The sequence below is a fragment of the Aeribacillus sp. FSL W8-0870 genome, from assembly GCF_037963755.1.
Lineage (GTDB): Bacteria > Bacillota > Bacilli > Bacillales > Aeribacillaceae > Aeribacillus > Aeribacillus composti.
In genome coordinates this window covers 1,146,697-1,169,690 of sequence record NZ_CP150165.1, presented here as the reverse complement: position 1 = coordinate 1,169,690, position 22,994 = coordinate 1,146,697, and the positions used below count along the sequence as shown (strand labels likewise).

The 22,994-nt window shown below is 40.9% G+C and carries 19 protein-coding genes and 1 pseudogene; 2 read left to right on the top strand and 18 right to left on the bottom strand.

What is annotated here, in order from left to right; genetic code table 11:
* Positions 1-156 precede the first annotated feature (156 nt).
* The gene (locus NSU02_RS05730; protein ID WP_066251560.1) at positions 157-1,212 is read left to right on the top strand and encodes a lactonase family protein; all 1,056 of its coding nucleotides are present in this window, start codon (positions 157-159) and stop codon (positions 1,210-1,212) included.
* 107 nt (positions 1,213-1,319) lie between these two features.
* On the opposite strand, the gene ltrA is transcribed toward NSU02_RS05730, so the two are convergent.
* From ltrA to asnB, 4 genes are all read right to left on the bottom strand, one after another.
* A complete protein-coding gene (ltrA, locus tag NSU02_RS05725; RefSeq protein ID WP_094245397.1) occupies positions 1,320-2,579 on the bottom strand; it encodes a group II intron reverse transcriptase/maturase in 1,260 nt (419 codons plus the stop codon).
* Between the two features lie 1,234 nt (positions 2,580-3,813).
* Positions 3,814-4,257, bottom strand: coding sequence for a DUF1284 domain-containing protein (locus NSU02_RS05720; RefSeq protein WP_130158619.1), 444 nt, complete (start codon positions 4,255-4,257; stop codon positions 3,814-3,816).
* 472 nt (positions 4,258-4,729) lie between these two features.
* The gene (locus NSU02_RS05715) at positions 4,730-6,160 is read right to left on the bottom strand and encodes an alpha-amylase family glycosyl hydrolase (RefSeq protein WP_144596648.1); all 1,431 of its coding nucleotides are present in this window, start codon (positions 6,158-6,160) and stop codon (positions 4,730-4,732) included.
* A gap of 800 nt (positions 6,161-6,960) precedes the next feature.
* Positions 6,961-8,805 (bottom strand): asparagine synthase (glutamine-hydrolyzing), encoded by a 1,845-nt coding sequence (gene asnB / locus NSU02_RS05710; protein WP_339194681.1) that lies wholly within the window; start codon positions 8,803-8,805, stop codon positions 6,961-6,963.
* 137 nt (positions 8,806-8,942) lie between these two features.
* Between asnB and NSU02_RS05705 the strand changes: the two genes are divergently transcribed.
* A complete protein-coding gene (locus tag NSU02_RS05705) occupies positions 8,943-9,476 on the top strand; it encodes a DUF2777 family protein (RefSeq protein ID WP_339194677.1) in 534 nt (177 codons plus the stop codon).
* A gap of 756 nt (positions 9,477-10,232) precedes the next feature.
* On the opposite strand, the pseudogene NSU02_RS05700 reads toward NSU02_RS05705, so the two are convergent.
* The 14 genes and pseudogenes from NSU02_RS05700 to NSU02_RS05635 all read right to left on the bottom strand — a co-directional run.
* Positions 10,233-10,466: pseudogene (locus tag NSU02_RS05700) on the bottom strand (ATP-binding cassette domain-containing protein); the annotation flags it as partial.
* A 255-nt stretch (positions 10,467-10,721) separates the two neighbouring features.
* On the bottom strand, positions 10,722-11,063 hold the full coding sequence (locus NSU02_RS05695; RefSeq protein ID WP_063386645.1) for a YisL family protein: 342 nt from the start codon (positions 11,061-11,063) through the stop codon (positions 10,722-10,724).
* Between the two features lie 163 nt (positions 11,064-11,226).
* Positions 11,227-12,135, bottom strand: a complete 909-nt coding sequence (locus tag NSU02_RS05690; RefSeq protein WP_063386644.1) for a fumarylacetoacetate hydrolase family protein — start codon at positions 12,133-12,135, stop codon at positions 11,227-11,229.
* A 3-nt stretch (positions 12,136-12,138) separates the two neighbouring features.
* Positions 12,139-12,912 carry a TatD family hydrolase gene (locus tag NSU02_RS05685; RefSeq protein ID WP_339194674.1) on the bottom strand — a complete coding sequence of 258 codons (774 nt, stop codon included), beginning with the start codon at positions 12,910-12,912 and terminating at the stop codon, positions 12,139-12,141.
* Positions 12,909-13,742 carry a radical SAM protein gene (locus NSU02_RS05680; RefSeq protein WP_339194671.1) on the bottom strand — a complete coding sequence of 278 codons (834 nt, stop codon included), beginning with the start codon at positions 13,740-13,742 and terminating at the stop codon, positions 12,909-12,911. Before NSU02_RS05680 ends, NSU02_RS05685 begins: the two co-directional genes overlap by 4 nt.
* A gap of 293 nt (positions 13,743-14,035) precedes the next feature.
* Complete coding sequence (locus tag NSU02_RS05675; protein WP_186439323.1) at positions 14,036-15,034, bottom strand: aliphatic sulfonate ABC transporter substrate-binding protein; 999 nt, start codon at positions 15,032-15,034, stop codon at positions 14,036-14,038.
* Positions 15,035-15,073: 39 nt separating this feature from the next.
* Positions 15,074-15,841 (bottom strand): ATP-binding cassette domain-containing protein, encoded by a 768-nt coding sequence (locus NSU02_RS05670; RefSeq protein WP_339194667.1) that lies wholly within the window; start codon positions 15,839-15,841, stop codon positions 15,074-15,076.
* Positions 15,842-15,858: 17 nt separating this feature from the next.
* Positions 15,859-16,644, bottom strand: coding sequence for an aliphatic sulfonate ABC transporter permease SsuC (gene ssuC / locus NSU02_RS05665; RefSeq protein WP_066250605.1), 786 nt, complete (start codon positions 16,642-16,644; stop codon positions 15,859-15,861).
* Positions 16,641-17,789: an FMNH2-dependent alkanesulfonate monooxygenase gene (ssuD, locus tag NSU02_RS05660; protein ID WP_066250608.1), complete on the bottom strand. Its 1,149-nt coding sequence runs from the start codon at positions 17,787-17,789 to the stop codon at positions 16,641-16,643. Before ssuD ends, ssuC begins: the two co-directional genes overlap by 4 nt.
* 136 nt (positions 17,790-17,925) lie before the next feature.
* Positions 17,926-18,936, bottom strand: coding sequence for a sulfonate ABC transporter substrate-binding protein (locus NSU02_RS05655; RefSeq protein ID WP_066250610.1), 1,011 nt, complete (start codon positions 18,934-18,936; stop codon positions 17,926-17,928).
* A gap of 105 nt (positions 18,937-19,041) precedes the next feature.
* Positions 19,042-20,112, bottom strand: coding sequence for a sulfate ABC transporter ATP-binding protein (locus NSU02_RS05650; RefSeq protein ID WP_339194662.1), 1,071 nt, complete (start codon positions 20,110-20,112; stop codon positions 19,042-19,044).
* A gap of 12 nt (positions 20,113-20,124) precedes the next feature.
* Positions 20,125-20,979, bottom strand: coding sequence for a sulfate ABC transporter permease subunit CysW (cysW, locus tag NSU02_RS05645; RefSeq protein ID WP_063386655.1), 855 nt, complete (start codon positions 20,977-20,979; stop codon positions 20,125-20,127).
* Positions 20,980-21,005: 26 nt separating this feature from the next.
* Positions 21,006-21,791 (bottom strand): sulfate ABC transporter permease subunit CysT, encoded by a 786-nt coding sequence (cysT, locus tag NSU02_RS05640; RefSeq protein ID WP_235600405.1) that lies wholly within the window; start codon positions 21,789-21,791, stop codon positions 21,006-21,008.
* 87 nt (positions 21,792-21,878) lie between these two features.
* Positions 21,879-22,946 carry a sulfate ABC transporter substrate-binding protein gene (locus NSU02_RS05635; protein WP_339194658.1) on the bottom strand — a complete coding sequence of 356 codons (1,068 nt, stop codon included), beginning with the start codon at positions 22,944-22,946 and terminating at the stop codon, positions 21,879-21,881.
* Positions 22,947-22,994 lie beyond the last annotated feature (48 nt).

Here is a 22,994-nt window from a genome sequence, read left to right as displayed (position 1 = left end):
AAAATTTTCTAACCTCAATTATTGTAATATCGAAATATTTAGTTGATTTTAATTATTTGTAAATTTTTGTCTAATTTTTGTTCAGTTTAAAATAGAAAAATAGGAGAATTTCCATGATATAATTCTAGAAAAGTATATTTGAAAGGAGCATGTTTCGTGGCAAATCCATTCATCGGTTATATCGGTACATATACGAAAGGTGAAAGCAAAGGCATTTACAAATTTACATTGGACACTGAGAAAAAAGAGCTTAGTGAAGCTAAAGTAGCAGCAGAGCTTGACAATCCGACATATGTCGCGATTTCCAAAGACAATCAAAATTTATATTCGGTTGTTAAAGACGGAAATTCAGGGGGGCTTGCTGTTTTTTCCATTGACGAACAAACAGGCGATCTGCAAAGCATCAACCAGCAAGTGACGGAAGGACCTTCTCCGTGCCACGTCAGCGTCAACAAAGCAAACCATTTCGTCGTCACCGCTAATTACCATCGCGGAACGATCGAGGCTTACTTGCTGAATGAAGACAAAAGCGCAAATCCAGCGGCAAGCGTTGCAGAACATACAGGTTCAGGCCCTAATCTTGAAAGGCAAGAAAAACCGCACGCTCACTATTCGGGGTTTACACCAGATGAAAAGTATGTTGTAGCTGTTGATTTAGGAATTGACCAAATTATTACCTACTCTTGTGATCAAGGTGTTTTAAAGAAGGTGAGCAGCCTTTCTGTTAAACCTGGAAGCGGCCCTCGCCATATCGTCTTTCATCCAAACGGAAAATTCGCTTACGTGATGACGGAATTAAGCAATGAAGTGATCGTTCTTTCTTATAATGCAGATGAAGGAAGCTTTCAAGAGCTGCAATACATCCCAGCAATTCCGGAAGATTTCGCAGAAAACAGCCAAGGCAGCGCCATTCACATTTCTTCCGACGGCAAGTTCGTTTATGCTGCTAACCGCGGCCATGACAGCATTGCTGTTTTCAAGGTAGAAAATGATGGGGGCAAGCTTGAATTTGTTGAATGGACAAGCACCGGCGGCCATTGGCCAAGAGACTTTGTCCTCGATCCGACAGAAAGATTTGTGATCGCCACAAACCAAGAATCAAGCAACGCCGTCTTATTTGAACGCGATCCTGAAACCGGCAAATTGACACGCTTGCCATCAGAAATTTCCGTGCCTGATCCGGTTTGCGTGAAATTTCTTCATCAAGGCTAAAAAAATGTCTTTGCAATCTATTTTCACCTTTACATCGAGTAGGAGGGGGTGACTAACCCCCGACCTCTCACACCACCGTACGTACCGTTCGGTATACGGCGGTTCAATTAAGTATGACGTAGTGCTTGATATCTTTCGAATAGACTTCTTAACCCTCGACGCTTCCAATAGGAGTTGTCGAGGGTTTTGTGTAGAATGGGACTGCAGGCAATCCGCCAATATTTCTTGCGTGTATTGCCCCATTCGAATGCTTTATGGCTTGGAACTTCTAATCCTCTGAGTTTCCGAATTCTTGTTTTCGGGGTTTTCCATTCTTTCCACAAACACATCCGAAGCCTTCGTCTAATCCATTCATCAAATTCTTTGAACTTACTTGGTGTTTCTGCCAAGGCAAAATATCCGCACCATCCCATTAAATACTTATTCAGTTTCTCAATCCTTTTCTCCATTGGATACGGTTTCGACCTTGATGTAATTTCACGAATCTTGTTCTTCAAACGTTTCACACTTTCGTTCGCAATCCGTACCTTTGGAGTCTTATTGAGTGTGAAGCTGAAACCGAGAAACTTCCGTTTCCAAGGACGGTCTACCGCCGATTTCTCTTTATTTACCTTGAGCTTTAACTCCTTCTCTATAAAGTTCGTAATGGAGTTCATGACACGAATTCCTGCTTTCTTTGTTTTCACATAGATGTTACAGTCATCCGCATACCGAACAAACTTATGTCCACGTTTCTCAAGCTCTTTATCCAATTCATGAAGCATGATGTTTGATAAAAGTGGACTAAGCGGGCCGCCTTGAGGCGTTCCCATGTCCGTTTCCATTACCACTCCATTGATCATCACGCCTGATTGAAGATACCGGCGAATTACCTTCAGTAGAATTCGATCTTTGATCGTTTTCGCCAAGATCCCCATCAGTTTGTCGTGATTCACCTTGTCAAAGAATTTCTCTAGGTCTATATCGACTACCCAACGATATCCTTCTTTGATATAACCCTTTGCTTCCCTAACCGCATCATGTCCCCTTCTACCTGGTCGGAAACCATAGCTATGGTTCGAGAAGGTCGGATCAAAGATTTTCGTCAACACTTGGGCAATCGCTTGTTGGATGAAACGATCCGTCACGGTAGGGATCCCTAGAAGTCTTACTCCACCGTTCGGTTTCGGGATTTCGACTCGACGGACGGGTAAGGGCTTGTAGGTTCCTTCTCTCAACGACTGTCGAATGGAGTCCCAATTTTCGTAGAGGTGTCTTCGTAGGTCTTTTACGGACATGCCATCTACTCCGTGACCTCCTTTATTCTGTTCGACTCGTTTCAGTGCCGCCAGGAGATTTTCCCGTGACAAAATCATTTCCATCAACATTGATATCCTCTCCACGTGAACGAATTCTTCTATTTGTGCCATCTTCTGCTCCACCCTCTTGAAGTCCCCCGTGGGATTCACCACTTCCTCCTTCAAGTAAGTCCTATCGGATTGTCTGCTTCCACACAGAAGGTGAACGCCTAGCGATTCGTTCTCCTTAATTGTTCAGTCCTTCCTCTTTCGTCTCGAGCTCGAAAAGAGTACTATGACTTCTGCTGACTTCTGACTGTTCAGTTATCTATCACTAGATAGGTTACCAAGGTTACTTGGCGTGCCAGCCAGACCTCCCCGGGTAAGTACATGCACTTTCACACCATCTATCCGCCTCATTTACTCGATATGACCTTCGACAGAAAGAGCTTTGTTTTGTTTCGCAAACTCACTCAATCATACCTAGCCTTATATGAGGTTCGTGTTCCTCGGACCGGTGTTTTGCCTCCAGCTTCCTTCAGATTCCGCGTCACCACGGACACCCTTGCTCTTGGCTAACCTCTACTTCTGTCTTCGGGGTTCGGGACTTACACCCTATAGTTCATGTACATGCCGGGCGCACGAAAAGAAGGCTCGTCTGTTTGTTTTAAAACAAGACGAGCCTTTCAAATTTTTATAAAACTGGCACCTTCCATCAGACTTTTAATTTAGGAGCCTACTGGTGTTGGTCAACTTCGATCACAGTGCGAATCCCTAGTGAAAGAGTATAAAAACGGTGAAGTGCTGCTCAATCCGTTTGCCTCCAACTTATTAATTCAAATCTTATCGTCGTCCGATACAGAGCGTTTCAAACAATCTAGTTTTCCTCCAACTTATTAATCCAATTCCCGAACTCGAAAGAAAAATCGTCATGGAAGCACCCTTCTTTTAAGCTGACCGCTTATGATCCATAGGACAACAAATGTTGCAAACCTTTATGACATCTTCATTCATGATTCCTATAGAAAAGAAACAGAAACAGCTTTCTACAAAGCTTGCAGTATTATAGTGAAGAAGCATAGCCTCCGTGTTTAAAATTAGAATAGCCGAATTGTCGCTCGGCTATTTCCACGCAGAGGCTATTTCCTGCTTAACAGGGGCAAAATCTCAACATGGTTTCGCTAATACTTGGATTATGTAAAAGATGACGAAGACGAAAAAGAGTACAAAATTTCAACAAGATTGCGCCAATATGCACCAATAATTTTGAAAAGCCGTAATCAGCTACACTGACAGATTGGGCAGTGACGAAAACCGAAAAAAGCTACTTAGCTTCCTTTTGCGCAATATTCCCGTTACGGACATTGGCGATGCCTTCTTTGCATACACCGTGCGGAAGCCAGGAGCAATTCGCACATAAGTAATCTAAGTCGTCAGGGACTACTTTTTGGGCCGTGAGCCCCAATAATTCCGATTTTAAGTAAATCCCATTTTCTTCAATACCTAAATGGCGGATTACTTTTTGATCCATGGAAATCACATGCTCATTTGAATTCGGATCCGCTTGGCACGTCGATTCTCCATGGTGCGGACATGCCATGCACGCATCATCAAGTGCAGAGACGACTTGAATGGGAAAGTCTTGCTCTTCATCACGAATTTTTGTAACTACTTCCCACATCTTCTCTACAAACGATGGACTATATCCCATTCCGCGAAATCCGTGCACACATAATAAATGATGCCCCCGTAAGCGAAGCGGCTTCATACATTTCTCCTCCCCTTTTTCTATTACTCCCATCTTATGAGAAAAAGCACCAGCCTACAACATAAACGTGAAAAAACATTGCATCCTTTAAAATTAAAATACAAGCGTCACAACGAAAAAGCGAGCAAAAGCTTGTTCCAAATTCACAAGCTATTGATAAGAAGCCCTCTTTCCTAATCTGTTATCCATTGATCAATATTGTTTTACCCACTTTAAATGGAGCCGCTCCTTTTCCAGCGTCTTGATATGAGGAAGGGGCTTTTTTGCGTTCAAAAAGGAAGAATTAGGCTTCTTTTCCAACATCTCAATATGAAAAGGAAGATGTGATAGGCGAACTTTCCGCTCCGAAGCTTTCAGTTGAAAAATTCCTGTTTAAAGCCTATGTGTACATAGAAGCAGCTTAAAAATGGCAAATCAAGACGAGTTTGTCCTTTTTTTGCACCTTTAAGGGATCAGCTTTTTATTTTGCATTTTACGACGGCTGTTTTCCCTTCCCTTTTTTATATGCGGCATATAAGAAAAGGATAAACAAAACTGGGACTCCGACCAAAATGGAAATAAAAGGGATGCTCGCGCCTTTTTGTTCGTCCAGTTTAAAAATCTCCGATGTTTCCCGTTCCAAAGTGATCGTGTATCCGTCCTTTGAACTTTTTATGCTTCCCCCTTTTAAATACCCTCTCAATTCGTGATTATCCGGCAAATATCGAAATCCGATCGTTACGCTTTTTGTTTGCGATGTGTTGTTAATGGCAATAATGGATGTTTCATCACCGCTTTTTAATTGATAAACGAGCATGCCGTCCTTTTCATACAACAAATGATATTGCCCTGTTCGAAGAGAAGGCAGGATTTTGCGAATGTCGGCTAAATTTGTTATGTACTCGACTATTTCGGTGCTCGTGCGAAAATCCATCATCCGATAATTGACTGCTCCATTTCCGCCATCCAATGCAATCTCCGTCCCGTAATAAACAAAAGGAACAGCCGGTAAAGTATATAAATACGTCAAGGCAAGTTTTAATCTTGTCACTGGAAACGCTTCATTCTCAACAGCTTTTCTTGTAAAACGAACGATATCCTCGTCATCTAAAAACGAAACGACAGGCAGATTGGATTGCGTAAACCCGTCCAATCCTGAAAGCGGTTCATCCACATTCGAAAATGATTTTTGCACATTTTTCGCAAAATAGGTATTCATCACGGCATCGATTCCACTGTTTTGATATGTATTCGGATCACCCCCGCCAATATCTGCCACTAAAACGAAATCTTTTTTGACAGACTTAACTTCTTCAGCCATTTTTTTAAAAAATTGAGGTTCAGTTCGATTCGCGTCAATCAACCGATACCCGTCAATATCACTTTGTTTGATCCACCATTTAGCGACATCGATTATAAATGCTTGAACGTCGGGGCGAGAAACATCGAATGTCGTACTTCCTTCAACAAACCATTCTTTTTTAGCTGGATCAGACAGCCAAGGGTGGTTCGGTCCTGTTTCGAAAACAAAATCTATCATGACCTTTAGATCACGTTTATGTGCTTCCTTTGTCAGCTGTTTTAAATCCTGCATTGTTCCAAAATGCTCGTCCACTTTTTTAAAGTCTTTCACCCATTTCCCATGAAAGCCGTTTGCCTCATTTTGAAATATTGGTGATAATGAAACGATTGTAAAGCCCATTCCTTTTATGTAATCCAGCTTTTTGATCACCCCTTGCAAGTCACCCCCAAGAAAATGTTCAAGACCGCCCTTTCTTTCGCCGTCATTGGCCGTCGTTCCATTGTAAAAGCGGTCAACTGCTACGTGATAAATTGACTCATCCTGCAAGTTTACAGCGCTAGCAGTCGCTGAAAAACAAAAAAGCAATGAAACACACAAAATGAAGATCAATCCTTTTTTCACTCGTCAAAATCCTCCTTATGTCAGCAAAATCCATGCTTGTCGCTCAATTCATCTAAGTTCGCCGCTTCAACTCTTCCACAAAATCGGCAAGCGGTGTTGCATCTGTTTTGGTTTGCTGTCAATCTTCTCATCGAATGTATGTAATGTTTGATGGGATTTATCCCCTTTTCCGATGAGTTTTTCTTTATAAGCCTCGCGAATCACTCGCTGGCTTATCCCCGTTTCATTTGAAAGAGCCTTTATTCCTTCCATGCTAACTGAAAAATAAGTTTACATGTTTGAAATCATTGCGTTACCTACATCATTTTGCCTGGATTGCGCCACGATCAAACAGTTCGTCAACGTATTCAAAAAGTTAGGTCAGTTAATTTTTCATTCATGATCTTCTTGAGCTATTATCTTACAACATGAACCGTACCAGGCCAAATTCGGATCTTATTGTAAGCTTCTCTCCCTGCTTGATTCCTAGACATTAGAAAATTTTTTGAAAACGTTCATCATTTTCATAAAAATCTTTTTTCTACCGATGAATCATTCAGTTTCTACAAAATGTTTATATATCTCTCCCCTCCCGCTCCCCTTGCAGATCATTTTTGAATTTCATTATAAAAAACATTATAACATGCTGAACATGTTTGTCCTTCTTTATTATAAAAAGCAAGGGGGTGTCTAATAAGTCGTTTTTACGGCTTATTGACGCCCCTATTAATGTGTTAGAAACGTTGATATATCGGTGTTTATGATTTTTTGTTTTCAAGGCGATTTGACTTCCTAAGACAGCCTCATTTTCCCTAAATTCATCAAATGATATTAATCCGGTACTTTTCAAACCAAATGTGAATTTGCCAAAGATAGGCTAACAGCTGCGGTCCCGTCATCAGCTGTCCGTACCATGGGCGTTGAAAAGATGCACCGTCTGTCTCTACTAATTTATTTAATGCATTCCCATCGAAAAGCTCGTGCAATATGGAGTCTTTCATGGGCAATACGTTTTCAAGCTGTTCTTTTACAAGCTTCGTATATTTCGGATGATGTGTTTTCGGATACGGGCTTTTTTTCCTGTAGACAACCTCCTTCGGCAAAAGATCTTCTAAGCTTTTCCGTAATAGGCCTTTTTCCCGATCGCCATATCGTTTCCATTCCCACGGAATATTCCAGACGTATTCGACAAGCCGGTGATCTGCAAACGGAACGCGCACTTCAAGCGATGCCCCCATGCTCATGCGATCCTTTCGGTCAAGCAATGTTGTCATAAACCATATCATATTTAAGTAAAAAAGCTCCCGCCTTTTTCTTTCCGTTTCAGGTTCTCCATCTAAAACAGGTGTTTCTTCAATCGTTTTTTCATATTGCCTTAAAGCATATTCTTTTATATTCAGCTTTTTTTGCCAATCGTTCCGGAGCAGCTTGATCCGCTCATCTAATGAACGAATCCACGGAAATCCTTCTCTTGCCAATTCCTCAGGACGATAAAACCACGGATATCCGCCGAAAATTTCGTCCGCACATTCTCCCGACAAGCTCACGACAAAGTCCTTATTAATTTGCCGGCAAAACCAAAGAAGTGAAGAATCGACGTCCGCCATCCCCGGAAGATCACGGACTTCAACTGCTTCCTGCAAATATGAGACAAGCTCTTCCTGTGTCATGATACATTCGTGATGAATGGTTTGAAAAGATTCCTTCATTAAATGAATCCAGTAGGCATCAGCATTCGGCTGAAACTCGCTTTGTTGAAAATACTCAGAATTCCCTTCGTAATCAATTGAATAAGTATGAAGATGCCCCTTTCCTTCCTTTTCAAATGTCCTGGCGGCAATCGCTGTAATGGCGCTCGAATCCAATCCTCCCGATAAAAACGTGCATAGCGGAACATCGCTGACAAGCTGTCTTGTGACGGCATCTATTAGTAATTCACGCACTTTTTCGACCGTTTCTTCAAAAGAATCCTCATGCGGATGGCTTTTAACGTTCCAATACCTCCATATTTTTAAGCCATCTCGATTAAAACTTAGGGCATGGGCGGGTCTAAGCTCTTCGATTCCTTTAAAAACGCCTGAACCTGGAGATCTCGACGGCCCCAGCGCCATAATTTCTTGCAGCCCTTCCTGATCGAGCAAAGCATCAACTTCAGGATTGGCTAAAAGGGCTTTTATTTCAGAAGCGAACAGAAAATTACCGTTGTTTTCATAAAAAAAGAGCGGTTTAACGCCAAGACGGTCGCGTGCTATAAATAATTTTTCATCTGCTGAATCCCAAACGGCAAAAGCATAAATTCCGTTTAAATGGTGCACACATTCTTCTTTCCACTCCATGTATGAAGCTAAAAGAACTTCCGTATCTGAGTGGCCGCGAAACGTATAGCCTTTTTTCAATAATTCTTTGCGAATATCTTCCGTATTGTATAGCTCGCCGTTATAACAAATCGTGTAGGAATTATCTTCTTTTTGTTTTGTCATCGGCTGTCGACCGCATTCCGGGTCAATGACAACAAGTCTTTTATGCCCGAACAATACGTGCTTCTTTCCCCAAATATTTGTATCATCAGGCCCTCTTTTGCTTAACGTGTCAATCATGTCTTCCATTATTTCAGTATTTTGGAAAAGTGATTGTTGAAAATTTACCCAGCCAGCAATTCCACACATATGCTTATCACCCCACTATCTATAACATGAAAGATGTAGCTATTGTATGCAAAAAAAGTTCAATGTTACCTGCCCATTTGTATAAAAAGAAAGCATTTTGTCTAAAACAATCAATAAAAAGTATTGAGGTGTTCATATTGTTTTCGGACATAAAAAATGACCTTCTCCATAAACAAAAAAGGAGTTTTCGGACCGCAACCGTTGAAATGCTTCAAGCAAAACCGATTTTGATCGATGATGAAGATGATGAACAGATTTCTCTTGATGATTTAAACGATCAGCACATTGAACTTTTGAAAAACGGCCGATGGGTTGATGTTGGACATAATAAGGAAGAATACTTGCGGTCAGGCGGAAAAATTCGAATCAAGAAGACATTCCCCTATGCATTTCATTCTTTTTTAAATGAATTGAATGATGAAAGCTTTATAATGTTTGTACACCATTTAAATGCTTTATCCTTTTCCGTTTATGACATCATTTACTGCCACAATCAATTGTTGTATCACCATGGAAACAAACCGATGAAAGGCGCTTCTGTTTTTATATTTGATAATACGGATTCTCTTTGTGCGGTTCAGCATTTTTTCCATCGGGGAGACAAACAAAAAGACCTGTTTGAATTCACTGTAAGCACAGGGGAACGAAGCTTTGTCAGCTCTATTTCATAACTGCAATTCAAGGAAAAAAGGATTTAGTTAAAAAGTACTTTTAAGACAGTCGGAGTAATGAAAGCTTTGCAATTGATAGGGGGAGTGCAGAAATAGTCATTTAAATTTTTTAAGGAGACACATAAAAAACAGCTGCAGCCTGATCATGCTGGATATTCAAAAAGATGCTATTCGTTCGAATTGTCATCCTGTGGCTAAGTATTTATTCAATGATGGGCGAAACAGACCGGCTGCCCAACATCAATGTAGACTGCGCTACAGAAAAATGTTTATAAAAACAAAAATATGAACCTAAAACATTAGGATATTTACAAAAAGAAAGTAAACGTAAGGCATCGCCTGCATTGAAACTTTTTTCCAATCCGCGGAATTTCGTCCAACTTTTTGACGATTAGCAAGGTTTCAATGAACTCATATCGAATTAATATTCAAGCCTTAATAAAAAACGAGATAAGGAGAGTTTCATAATTTGAGGTGGTTATTAGCTATTCCATTTATTTTGCTTGGAGCTTTTTTATTTTCATTAACCATCGATGATATGAAATATAGGCCATATAATTCTAATAATTATAGGATTTGGATGTTTTTTTAAGGCTGGTTTTATTGTCAAATTCAAGAAAGAAAAATAATAGGGGGGTGTCTAATAAGTCGTTTTTACGGCTTATTGACGTCCCCATTAATGTTTTAGAAACGTTGATATATCGGTGTTTATGACTTTTTGTTTTCAATGGGGATTTGACTTTCTGGACAGCCCCGATTTGTGTACGCATCATACTGTGGCAATAACTCCATATTTTCTATAATGATCCCAACGCTTTGGGGGAAGGATATATCTTTATGTAATGCTTGATTATTAATTATAACCTCACCTTCAGTAGGAATAACTAATCCAGCTAAAGTACGAAGTAGCATGGTTTTACCGGATCCGTTTTTACCAAAGAGTCCGTAAACCTGTCCCGGTTTAAAAGTATAAGAAACATTTTTTAACATATAGGCCATATAATAATTCTAATAATTATAGGATTTGGATGTTTTTTTAAGGCTGGTTTTATTGTCAAATTCAAGAAAGAAAAATAATAGGGGGGTGTCTAATAAGTCGTTTTTACGGCTTATTGACGCCCCCATTAATGTTTTAGAAACGTTGATATATATCGGTGTTTATGATTTTTTGTTTTCAATGGCGATTTGACTTTCTAAGACAGCCCCTGCGAAATACGCTCCTATATTTTTGCATCAACATATTTTTTAAAAAGTAAGAGGCAGTCTAAATCCAAGCAAAATGACGAGAATCAGCACAATCCAAAAGCCGATCCAAATGCCTTTGGACGATTCGTTTCTCTTCTTTTTGCCCAAAACCATTTCCATAAGCCCGATCAAAACGATGGCAAGGAAAATTTTAGCGACATATTCCCCTACATAGTTGGCCATGCTGAACACATTATAGCGGAAAATTAATTCAAGTCCAGTTGCCAACACGATTAAATAAAAGATTCGCACAGCCATATGCAAACCTTTTGAAGGTTTGGCAAACGCAATGAAAAACAAAATCAGCAAAATGACCCATGATGTAATATGCAAATGTGTCATAAATGCCCTCCCCCATCTATACTTGCAAGTCCACATTCATCATATCAAATGATCATACAAAAACATAGCAATTACTATGATAAATAAAATGATTTCACTAAATTGACAAAGACGCACTAAAACGAAAGATTAAAGGGGCTCACTCTTGCCCGTCCTTTCGCTATTAAATTTCCTTGACTTTATTTCTCAACGTGCCAATTCCTTCTACCGTAATTTCGACAGTGTCGCCAGGCTTTAATAATTTCGGCGGATTGAAGCCTTTTCCGACTCCCGCAGGTGTACCTGTTGCAATGATATCTCCCGGTTCAAGAGTCATGCCTTGAGAAATGATGGAAATGATCCGTTTAATCGGGAAAATCATTTGATTTGTATTGGCTTGCTGCCGAATTTCGCCATTAACTTTCGTCTCGATAGACAGATGCTGTGGATTCGAAACAGCCGATTTATGTACAATATACGGTCCCATCGGGCATGATGTATCCAAGCTTTTTCCTAAAAAATATTGTTTGTGGCGAGCTTGCAAATCTCTTGCTGTGACATCATTGATGATCGTATATCCAAAAACGTAGTCATAGGCTTCTTCTTCGCGAATTTGTTTTCCTTTTTTCCCAATGACAACTGCAAGTTCCCCTTCATAATCAAGTTCGTCGGTTAAATAAAGATGAGGATCAATTTCTCCTTCATGAGCAATAACGGAAGTTGAAGGTTTGGAAAACAGAATCAAATCGGAAGGAATATCACTTTCGCTTCCCATTTCCGCAACATGGTCACGGTAGTTTTTACCGACGCACATAATGTTTTTCTTCGGTCGTGGAATCGGTGCTTGGAGTTTAACAGCTGACAGCGGATAGACATATGTCTCCCTTTCTTTTTCCTTCGCAACCCATTCCTGTAATGCTTCAATATGGCGGACAAATTTTTCACCCATTTCAATGCACGCTTGCAGCGATGCAGGCGATATTTCCGATTCATAAAGCTTCAGTTCCGCTTTTTGAATATCAATAACCGAATCTTCGTTAAAAATTAGTCCGATAAACGTTCTGTCGTGAATATTTGCAGTGACAAGCTTCATGTTCTACCCCCAATTAAGATAAAGTTTTTTCGCATTATTTGCAGTTGTGCGCACAATATCTTCACGCGGCCTCTTTTTAATATTCGCCAATTTGCAGCAAATTTCCTTTAAAAATAACGGGGTTGTGTCAACATTTTTAAACGCTCCCCCATACCGCCAAGGGCCGTCCGTCTCAATAAGCAGCTGATCCATCGGAACTTGTTCAGCAAGCTGCTGATCGCGCAGGCGGTAGCAAACTTCCGGAGTCACAGAAATATAATAGTGTTGTTTACAAATTTCCTTCACTACAGATGATGCCGCTTTAAGCCAATGAAAATGCGCTTTTTTCACTTGATGTTTTTGCAAAAGATGTAAAACTTTTTCCGCATCTTCATGAACTGCATGCAAGGCAACTGGCAGTGAATGTTCAACGCTGATTTTCAAAAATTCCTTCAAGACATCTATATAAGTTTGTTCCGAATACTTTGCAAATAATCGCTCTTTTTCATAATACGGCAAACCAATTTCCCCGACAGCTGAAATCGCCCTCTCTGTTCGAATCAGCGATAGAAGCTCTTCAAGCTCCCGTTCTTCAAGAATCTCCTGTTCAGGGTGAAAGCCAGCAGCTGCTATAATAAAATCTTCATGTTTTTGCTTCAATTCAAGCGTTTTATAGGCGGATGTTAAATCGGTTGAAACGGCCACAACATGAATAATGCCCGCTTCCTGCCACTTTTTGATTTGCTCATCAATAGTTTTTGGATCGTATTGATCCAAATGAATATGAGAATCGATCATTCTTCATGACTCCCATCGGGCGGAATGAAGCCTTGCCTAGAAATGAACAGCTGATCTTTCGCAAACACATGTAAAAATAAGTCTTTCACATATTCGAGGTTTTCAGGGGAAAACCATTCTTCTTCTCCAATTTGCGAAAAAAGCTTTGACAAACCGAGCGCCTGTGATCGTCTTCCGCCGCTTCCATCTCCTAAAAAGAAATCATCTAAACAGACTCGTTTCGTCGCATTCCGTAATAGATTCGTAAAATTCGGAGAAAAAGGCAGTACAGGAGAAACTGCCGCCTGTGACGGAATGTTCTCTTCATTTAGTTTTTTAAGCGCATTGATCCTAGCTTGAATCGGCGGCGCCTTTGGAGAAAAAATTTTGCGCACATCATCTCTGTCCGTTTCAATGGTAATGCTGACAAGCACCCGATCCCCCAATTTTTGAAAGATATCAATATCTCTAGTGACAAGCGGGCTTCTCGTCTGGACAAATAAAAAGTCCGGAGGCATTTCTGCTATCACTTCAAGGAGCCTTCTTGTTCGTAATTCCTTCGCTTCCAGCGGCTGGTAAGGGTCTGTTGAGGATGACATGAAAATCGTCACTTTCCCTTTCTTCTTGGCCCGCTTCAATTCGCCTAAAAATTGGTTTGGCTTTTCATCCTTTATTTCAACCCATGTTCCCCACTCTTTTTTCTTAAACAATGCGACTGGAAGCTTTTGTACATAACAATAATGGCAGCCGTATGAACAGCCGACATACGGATTTAAACTGTACGAATACCCTTGCAAATAGCCGTTTGTTTTCGTTAAAAACGAGTTTGGATTTTTACGGGTAATTTCCATTCATTACATCCTTTCCCGCAGCGAAAAGATTATCTCATTCAATGAAAAAAATTTTGAAAAGAAAAACGGCCTCAAGGTTCACAGACAGCCCGCTTGCAAACCGGCCATTACCGCTTCCGTGAAGATAAGGACAACTGTTCTCCACAAAAACAAATGGAGGGATAAACACCTCCATTTGTAAAAGGACAACTATTTGCGCTTGTCAATCGTTATCGCATGGATCTTTCTTTTGAACATTCCGTTTCAGGGTCATTATAACTTATAAAGCATGAAATGACCACTTTCTTGCTTCGTTAATCTGAAAGAACAGCATCTTGCACATTTATTTTCTCGTTTATCAATCCTGCCTCTAAAAAAGTATCTGCAAGCTTCTGTTGGGCATCCACCACTTCAGGTGTGATGTCAAATACTCCATATTCTCTTCTTTCCAAAGTTTGCTTCCATACATCTTTCGAAATGCCAGTTTTCTGTGAAAAGTTTTCGGCAGCCCCTTGTTTGTCTGCTTGAATCTCTTTGTGAACCTTCTCTAGTTCACTGATCACTAAATTTCGAAGTTCACGATTTTCTTGAAAATAATCGCGTCTTCCTACAATAAATCCATATTGACGCGGGAGACCTTTTGCATCGGCAATGATTCTAGCACCTCCACTTTCTTCTGCGTCCGCAAGATATGGATCCCAAATCACCCATGCATCCACATTGCCGCGTTCAAAAGCTCCTCTAGCATCTGAAGGCTGTAAATAGACAGGAGTAATATCATTCAAAGTCAGCCCTACACTCTCTAAAGCAGTAAGGAGCAAATAATGTGCGCTTGATCCTTTACCAAAAGCAACCTTCTTCCCTTTTAAATCTTCTATCTTTTGAATAGGTGAATCTTTTGGAACAACAATCGCCCGATATACTTCCGGTTCATAGGCAAGATAGGCTAATTCAGAATCTGAAACGGCTCCTGCAAGTACAGCAGGTGCTCCGCCTACATATCCTACATCAATTTTTCCTGCATTCAACGCCTCTAATAATGGCGGTCCTGATTGAAATTCATGCCATGTGACTTTAACTCCTTTTTCAGCCAAAATTTTTTCTAAGCTGCCTTTTTCCTTTAAGAAAAGCAAAATAGATGATTTTTGATAGCCAATTCTAAGTTCGTCTGGTAATGTCTCCTCTTCCGCTTTGGCATTTGATTTTTCCGCATTGGAAGTCTCATTTGCCTCCTCCTTGCTGCCGCAGCCTGAAATCCAAAGCACTAAAAGGAAAATTAAACTTAAAAACATACTTTTTCTGATAATTTTCATTAGTAAATCCCCCTTTAATGAATATATTTATTAAGCTTATTACGTTGATTGCCTTGCATAGACAGCTGGTGTGTTTTCTTCCTCACCCATTACGCGGCGCAAAATCTTTTCGACGAGGGCTGCAAATGCTGCATTACCGCGCTGCCTAGGACGAGGAAATTTAATCGGTGTATCCATCGCAATTTTTCCATCCTCTATCAACACCACTCGATCTGCCATTGCTACCGCTTCTTCCACATCATGTGTAATCAGCAAAGCTGTAAATCCTTGCTCCTTCCATAATCGTTCGATCAAACGCTGCATTTCAATGCGTGTTAAAGCATCTAACGCACCTAATGGTTCATCCAATAACAACAGCCTTGGCTTGCTGGCTAATGCTCTTGCAAGTGCCACCCGTTGTTTTTGTCCTCCTGATAAAACATGAGGCCATTCTTTTGCCCTGTCGATCAGTCCAACCTGCTTTAGAGCTAACTCCGCTTTAGGTAAATCTTCTTTTTTCATGCCAATCGCTACATTTTGAATTACGCGTTTCCAAGGCAAAAGTCTGGCATCTTGGAACATAATGCGAACCTCTGGATTTAATCCCTTCATCAATTTACTGTTAGCCTTGATCTCACCAGCTGTCGGCTCATCTAATCCGGCAATTAAACGAAGCAGCGTGCTTTTTCCGCAGCCGCTTCGGCCGATGATCGCTACAAACTCGCCAGGCTGCACCTCAAGATCAATTCCGCGCAGAACGTGCTGATTTCCGAAGTGTTTCTCTACACCATTGATTTGCAGATAAGTTCCAAAAGTTGGAGATTCCACATTTTCCCCCCCATTCTCTACAAGTTTTGATAATTTGGATTCCAATTTAAGCATTTTCTTTCAAGCCATTTTGCCATTGAATCCGCGATTTTTCCAAATAATGCATATAGAAGAATGCTGAGCAGCACTACATCTGTTTGCATAAATTCTCTCGCATTCATGGCCATATATCCGATACCAGAATCTGCGGAAATTGTTTCAGCAACAATTAACGTCAGCCACATGATCCCCAGTGCATATCGAACTCCGACTAAAATAGACGGGAGGGCGCCAGGCAACACCACTTGCCAAAAGAGAAGCCAGGAACGAAGTCCATATACCCGTCCCATTTCAATCAACCCTTGATCTACTGACCGAATGCCATGAAGTGTATTCACATAAATCGGGAACAACACTCCAGCTGCTACTAAAAATACTTTGGCTTCCTCCCCAATTCCAAACCAAAGGATGACAAGAGGAATCATGGCCAGGTGAGGAATATTCCGCACCATTTGAATCGTTGTATCGAAAATTCTATCTGCGATCGGAAACAGCCCGTTAATAAGGCCGAGAAACAAGCCAATGCTTCCTCCAATCAAAAAACCGATTATGGCTCGTTTAAAGCTGATCAGCAAATGCTGAAACAATTCACCAGAACGAATGAGCTCCACTCCTGCCATCACAACGTCTGACGGCACTGGAAGAATTTTTGTTGAAAGAATCCCTTTAGAGGATAACAATTGCCAAATGATTAAAATCAATATAGGCAAAAGCCATGGGATTAATTGTTTTTTTACTTGATCGGAAAACAACGACTTTTTCATTTTCTGATTCTCTCCATTTCTGCTGGTAAACTGTTGTTGGCAATAATTTCTCCAAATGGTCCAAACGGTTGTGGTTCACTGTTTCTTTGAACATGGCTTATCGGCAAGTGAGGAAACAACAGTTCAGCTGTTCTATATGCTTCCTCTAAATGAGGATAGCCGGATAAAATAAATGTCTCGATGCCGAGATCAGCATATTCCTTCATCCTTTCTGCAATTGTTTCCGGACTGCCGACTAGCGCCGTACCTGCTCCGCCGCGCACAAGACCGATTCCTGACCATAAATTCGGGCTGATTTCAAGCGACTTGCGGTCTCTTTTCACAAGATCTGACATCCTGCGCTGCCCTACTGAATCAAAACGGTCAAAAACCTTTTGTGCCTGAGCGACCGTTTCATCATCCACATATTTGATTAACCGTTCGGCGGCTTGCCATGCTTCTTCATCCGTTTCACGGACGATGATATGCAAGCGAATGCCGAAGCGCACGGTTCTTCCTTGTTCCTCTGCCAGCTTTTTCACCTGATTCAGTTTTTCAGCAACCTGTTTCGGCGGCTCTCCCCATGTTAAATATACATCTGCATGCTTTGCCGCTACTTGCTGGCCAGCCAATGATGAACCGCCGAAAAAGACAGGCGGATATGGTTTTTGCACTGGCGGGAACAAAAGGTCTCCTCCTTCCACCTGCAAATAACGACCTGTGAAATCGACTTTTTCATTTGCAAGCAGCTTTCGCCAAATTGTCAAAAATTCGTCAGTCACTTCATATCTTTCATCATGTGAATAAAAAATTCCATCACCCTTCAGCTCCACCGGATCACCGCCGGTTACAACGTTTACTAGCAATCGTCCATTTGAAATTCTGTCAAATGTCGAGGCCATCCTTGCAGCAGCGGAAGGAGCCATCAACCCCGGCCGAACTGCCACAAGAAACCGTAAGTTTTCCGTAACGGGAATTAAGGCAGAGGCAATAATCCAAGCATCTTCGCAAGATCTTCCAGTTGGAATCAGCACCCCGCTGTAACCAAGGCGATCCGCTGCTTGGGCAATTTGTTTGAAATAAGACAAATCGGTTGTACGTCCTCCAATGGTAGTACCTAAATAATGCCCGTCACCATGTGTTGGAATAAACCAAAAAATGTTCATTTTTCACTCCACCCATTTCGTTTTTAGATTTTCATCTGTCATTCAAGGTTTTAAATGCGCAAAAAGGCCCCTTTCTTAGCATGTTTCTGCTAAGTAGGAGCCTCCAGTTGTCTGGTCGGTTCGCTATTGTTTTCATTTAGTTGTTTGTTTCCTCCAAAGCTGCTTCTTTTACATTGATTTTTTCAGGAATTAATTTTAATTGATGAAAAGTATCTGCTATTACCTGCTGATCATTTAGAACTTGTTCGCTTATTTTCTGAACACCATATGTTCTTCTTTTAGCTGCTTTTTCAAGCGAAGCAACATCAATTCCCAATTCAGGTGACAATAGTTCTGCAACTTCTTTTGGAGCACTTTTAGCCCATTGATCTGTTTTATTGATTTCTTCCAATAACAGATCGATAACCTCTTTATGATTTTCGGCAAACTTTCTGCTCGCTAAATAAAACTCTCTATTTTTCACTAAATCCTTTCCGTCTGCCAAAACTCTGGCGCCTGTCTCCGTTTCAGCAACAGCAAAGAAAGGATCCCAAATGACCCATGCATCCACACTTCCTTGTTCAAAGGCTGCTCTTGCATCTCCCGGTACGAGATATTTAGGTTCAATATCATTTATGGTCAGCCCCGCTTTTTCCAAAGCTTTTACGAGCAAGTAATGGACGTTTGAGCCTTTGTTGAGCGCAACCTTTTTACCTTTTAAATCCTGAACAGTGCGGATGGGTGAATCTTTTGGAACAAGAATAGCTTCTGAAAGAGGGCTTTCTGGCTCATGACCAACATAAACTAAATCAGTGCCTGCCGCTTGTGCAAAGATCGGCGGCGCTTCGCCAGTATGCCCGATATCAATGCTGCCGACATTTAATCCTTCCAAAAGCTGCGGACCTGCCGGAAATTGAATCCATTCGACAGAATATCCGTGACTTTTTAACGCTTTATCCAGCGTTCCTTGTTTCTTTAAGATGTTTAATGTCCCGTATTTTTGATATCCGATTCTAACTACCTTTTCCTCTTTATCTTTTGTTTCTTGAGATTCACCGGCGCTTTTCACATTCTTTTCTTCTCCTGAGCAGCCGGATATAACAGCAAATAAACTAACAATCATGATTAAAAGCAAGGCAAGCAAAGATTTTTGATTTTTTCTCCTCATTTTGCTACCCCCTTTGTCCTTATAAAAACTATTAGTCAAATTTATTTACATTCTTTTTGAAATGCAGGCTTTTCGAGTGATAATGATCTTGGCGACATTATTTATTCATTCTACGGATGGAGAATCTGAAAAAAACTTTATTTTTTCCAAGTCAGCATAAAGAATCTCATCATTTTTCACGTTCAGTTGATTCGCCTGTTCAACACTCAAGTCCACTTCGATCAGATCATTCGTTTTCAATCTTTCCAATTCCAAACGGACAATCGGGCCATAAGATTGGATGCGGCGAACCTTTACTTGAATTGATTTTTGATGATCATTATGTCGAGTTATTCGCACTTCATGAGGACGAATATACCCGATCATTTTTTTCGTTTGAATGTTTTCATCAGGTGCAGCAAATAATGCTTCTCCGATATGTAGGCGACCATCGTTCACTTCAGCATGAAAAACATTAACACGCCCTAGAAACTGATACACGAATTTCGTTTTTGGATGTTGATATACTTCATCCGGTGTTCCGACTTGCTCAATTTGTCCATTATTTAAGATTACCACTTGATCAGCAACCTCTAAGGCCTCTTCTTGGTCATGCGTAACAAAAACAGTTGTTACATGTAATTGTTCATGCAACTGCCGCAACCATCTCCGCAATTCTTGACGCACTTTTGCATCAAGAGCTCCAAACGGCTCATCAAGCAGAAGCACGTTCGGCTCCACTGCTAACGCTCTAGCTAATGCAACTCTCTGCCTCTGTCCGCCTGATAATTGAGCCGGGTAACGGCGATCAAGACCATTTAATTGGACTAAATGAAGCAATTCATTTACTTTTCGTTGGACGTCTTGTTTGGACGGTCTGTCTTTTCGCGGACGCACTTTAAGTCCGAATGCAATATTCTCAAAAACGTTCATATGATGAAATAAAGCGTAATGTTGAAAAACAAAACCGACATTTCTTTCACGGACCGTTTTTGTCGTATAATCATGGTCGCCAAAATAGATGCTTCCGCTATCAGGCATTTCCAATCCGGCAATCATCCGCAGCAACGTAGTTTTCCCTGAACCGGATGGACCTAACAAAGCGGTAATCTTCCCTGACGGTATTGTTAAATTTACTTCTTTTAATGCTTGAAATGAGCCATAATTTTTAGAAATTTGCTTCACATTGATATCCATGATGCACACTCCTTACCCTTTTCCATCAACTACACCCTTCCATTCAAGCACCCCTTTAACAATTAATGTAACGATCGCCAACATAGCTAAAAGGGAAGCGACTGCGAATGCAGCAGTAAATTGGTACTCATTATATAAAATTTCTACATGGAGCGGGATCGTATTTGTCATTCCTCGTATATGCCCTGACACAACAGAAACGGCTCCAAATTCACCCATTGCTCTCGCATTGCACAGGATGACGCCGTATAAAATTCCCCATTTGACGTTTGGAAGCGTCACGAATAAAAATGTTTTCCATCCGCTGGCTCCTAAAGATAAAGCGGCTTCCTCCTGTTCACTCCCCTTTGCCTGCATGACCGGTATTAACTCGCGGGCTACAAACGGAAAAGTTACAAATAAAGTAGCCAAAATTATGCCTGGGACAGCAAAGATTATTTTCAATCCGAGCGAATCTAAAACCGGCGACAACAAACCTTGTGCACCAAACAATAAAACAAAGCTTAAACCAGCGATAACGGGCGATACAGAAAACGGCAAATCAATAAGCGTGATGAGCCAGGTTTTCCCGGGAAACTGAAACTTTGTGATACACCATGCAGCAGCAATACCAAAAATAAAATTTAATGGCACTACTATTGCTGCGGTCAAAAGTGTAAGACGGATCGCTGATTGAGCATCCGGTTCTGTAACCGAAGCAAAATAAACTTCTAAACCGTTTTTCAAAGCTTCTGTAAAAACAGTAATTAGCGGGATAATGAGAAAAAAACCAACAAATAATAGAGCCGTTCCCGTCAATATAAAACGAATCCACGCAGATTCTGTATGAACACCGACAAGAGGCTGTTTCTTCGTTTTAGTACCCATTTGAGGCATAACATCTCCTTAGTGACTTAATGAATAAAATATTTTCGACTCGTTCTCCATTGCAAATAATTTATAAGAAAAAGCAGGAAAAAAGAGATAATCAATACAATAGCGGCAATCGCTGTTGCCCCCTCATAATCGTACTGTTCCAATTTGGTGACGATCAAAAGAGGGGCGATCTCCGTTTTCATTGGCATATTGCCGGAAATGAAAACGACTGATCCGTATTCGCCTAACGCCCGCGCAAATGCGAGCGAAAACCCGGTGAACATCGCAGGAACAAGTGATGGCAAAATCACTTTCCAAAACGTTTGCCAACGGTTTGCACCTAAAACAGCTGCCGCTTCTTCGTACTGCTGATCTAAATCATGCAAAATGGGCTGGATAGACCGCACAACAAACGGCAATCCGATAAACGTTAAAGCAATTACGACACCGAGCGGGGTATAAACAGCCTCAATACCGAAGCGGTCCAAATACTGTCCAATAACGCCTGTCGGGGCATAAACAGCTGTTAAAGAAATTCCCGCTACTGCAGTTGGGAGAGCAAACGGCAAATCGATTAATCCGTCGATAATTCTTTTCCCTGGAAAATCATATTTCACTAACACCCAAGTAAGCAAAAGACCAAAAACTAAATTGATGGCAGCGGCAATAAATGAAGAAACAAAAGATAAACGAAGCGAGGCTGCCACCCTGTCAGTTGTGACGATTTGCCAAAATTGCTCCCAGCTGAGTGTTGAGGCTTTTAAAAAGATAACGGACAAGGGGATCAACACTATTAAACTAAGATAAGTTAGCGTAAAGCCCATCGTGAGTCCCCAACCTGGAATAACCCCTTTTCTGTGCTGTTGTTTTGTTTTGGCCACTTCCAATCCTCCATTCATCGGAACAAATCATTATTTCGGCTGATAAATTTGATCGAAAATACCGCCGTCGTCAAAATGTTTTTTCTGAGCCTCTCTCCAGCCCCCAAACAGTTCGTCAACTGTAAAGAGTTCCAATTGCGGGAATGTATCTTTATATTTTTCAGCGACTTTTGGCAATGTTGGACGATAATAATGCTTTGCTGCCAATTCCTGTCCTTCTTCCGTGTACAAATATTTCAAATACTCTTCAGCTACTTCGCGCGTTCCTTTCTTATCAACCACCTTGTCTACAACAGCAACAGGAGGTTCTGCTAAAATGCTTACAGAAGGCACAACAATCTCAAATTGATCCTTTCCTAATTCATTGATAGCTAGAAAAGCTTCATTTTCCCAAGCAAGAAGAACATCACCGATTTTTCTTTCGACAAAAGTTGTTGTAGCACCCCTTGCCCCAGAATCTAATACTGGAACATTTTTATATATTTTCGCAACAAATTCTTTTGCCTTCTCTTCGTCGCCGCCATATTTTTCCAATGCGTATCCCCATGCAGCTAAATAATTCCAGCGAGCTCCACCCGATGTTTTAGGATTTGGGGTTATAATCGAAACATCAGATCTGACAAGATCGTCCCAATCTTTAATACCTTTCGGATTTCCTTTGCGTACTAGAAACACAATAGTGGACGTGTAAGGAGAACTGTTTTTATCCAATCTTTTTTGCCAATTTTTTTCGATCAGTCCAGTATCTGCAATGGCGTCAATATCATATGCCAGCGCTAACGTTACAACATCTGCCTCCAAACCATCGATAACAGACCGCGCCTGCTTGCCAGATCCGCCATGTGATTGTTTAATCGTAACGTCTTGACCAGTTTTTTCTTTCCAATAGCTTGCGAAAGCTTTATTAAAATCTTGGTAAAGCTCCCGTGTAGGATCATAAGAAACGTTTAATAATTCGACTGCCTTTTTATCTCCCTCTGAGCTGGAGCTGGCACTTTCATTTTTTGAACCACAAGCACTTAAAACAAGAGCTACACTTGTAATAACAGATAATAGAAAAAATAGTCCTTTTGACTTGCGTTTATTTGTAATATTCATAAAATTCATCTCCCTTTCCGCTATGTTTCGATGGCGGTGTTATAAATA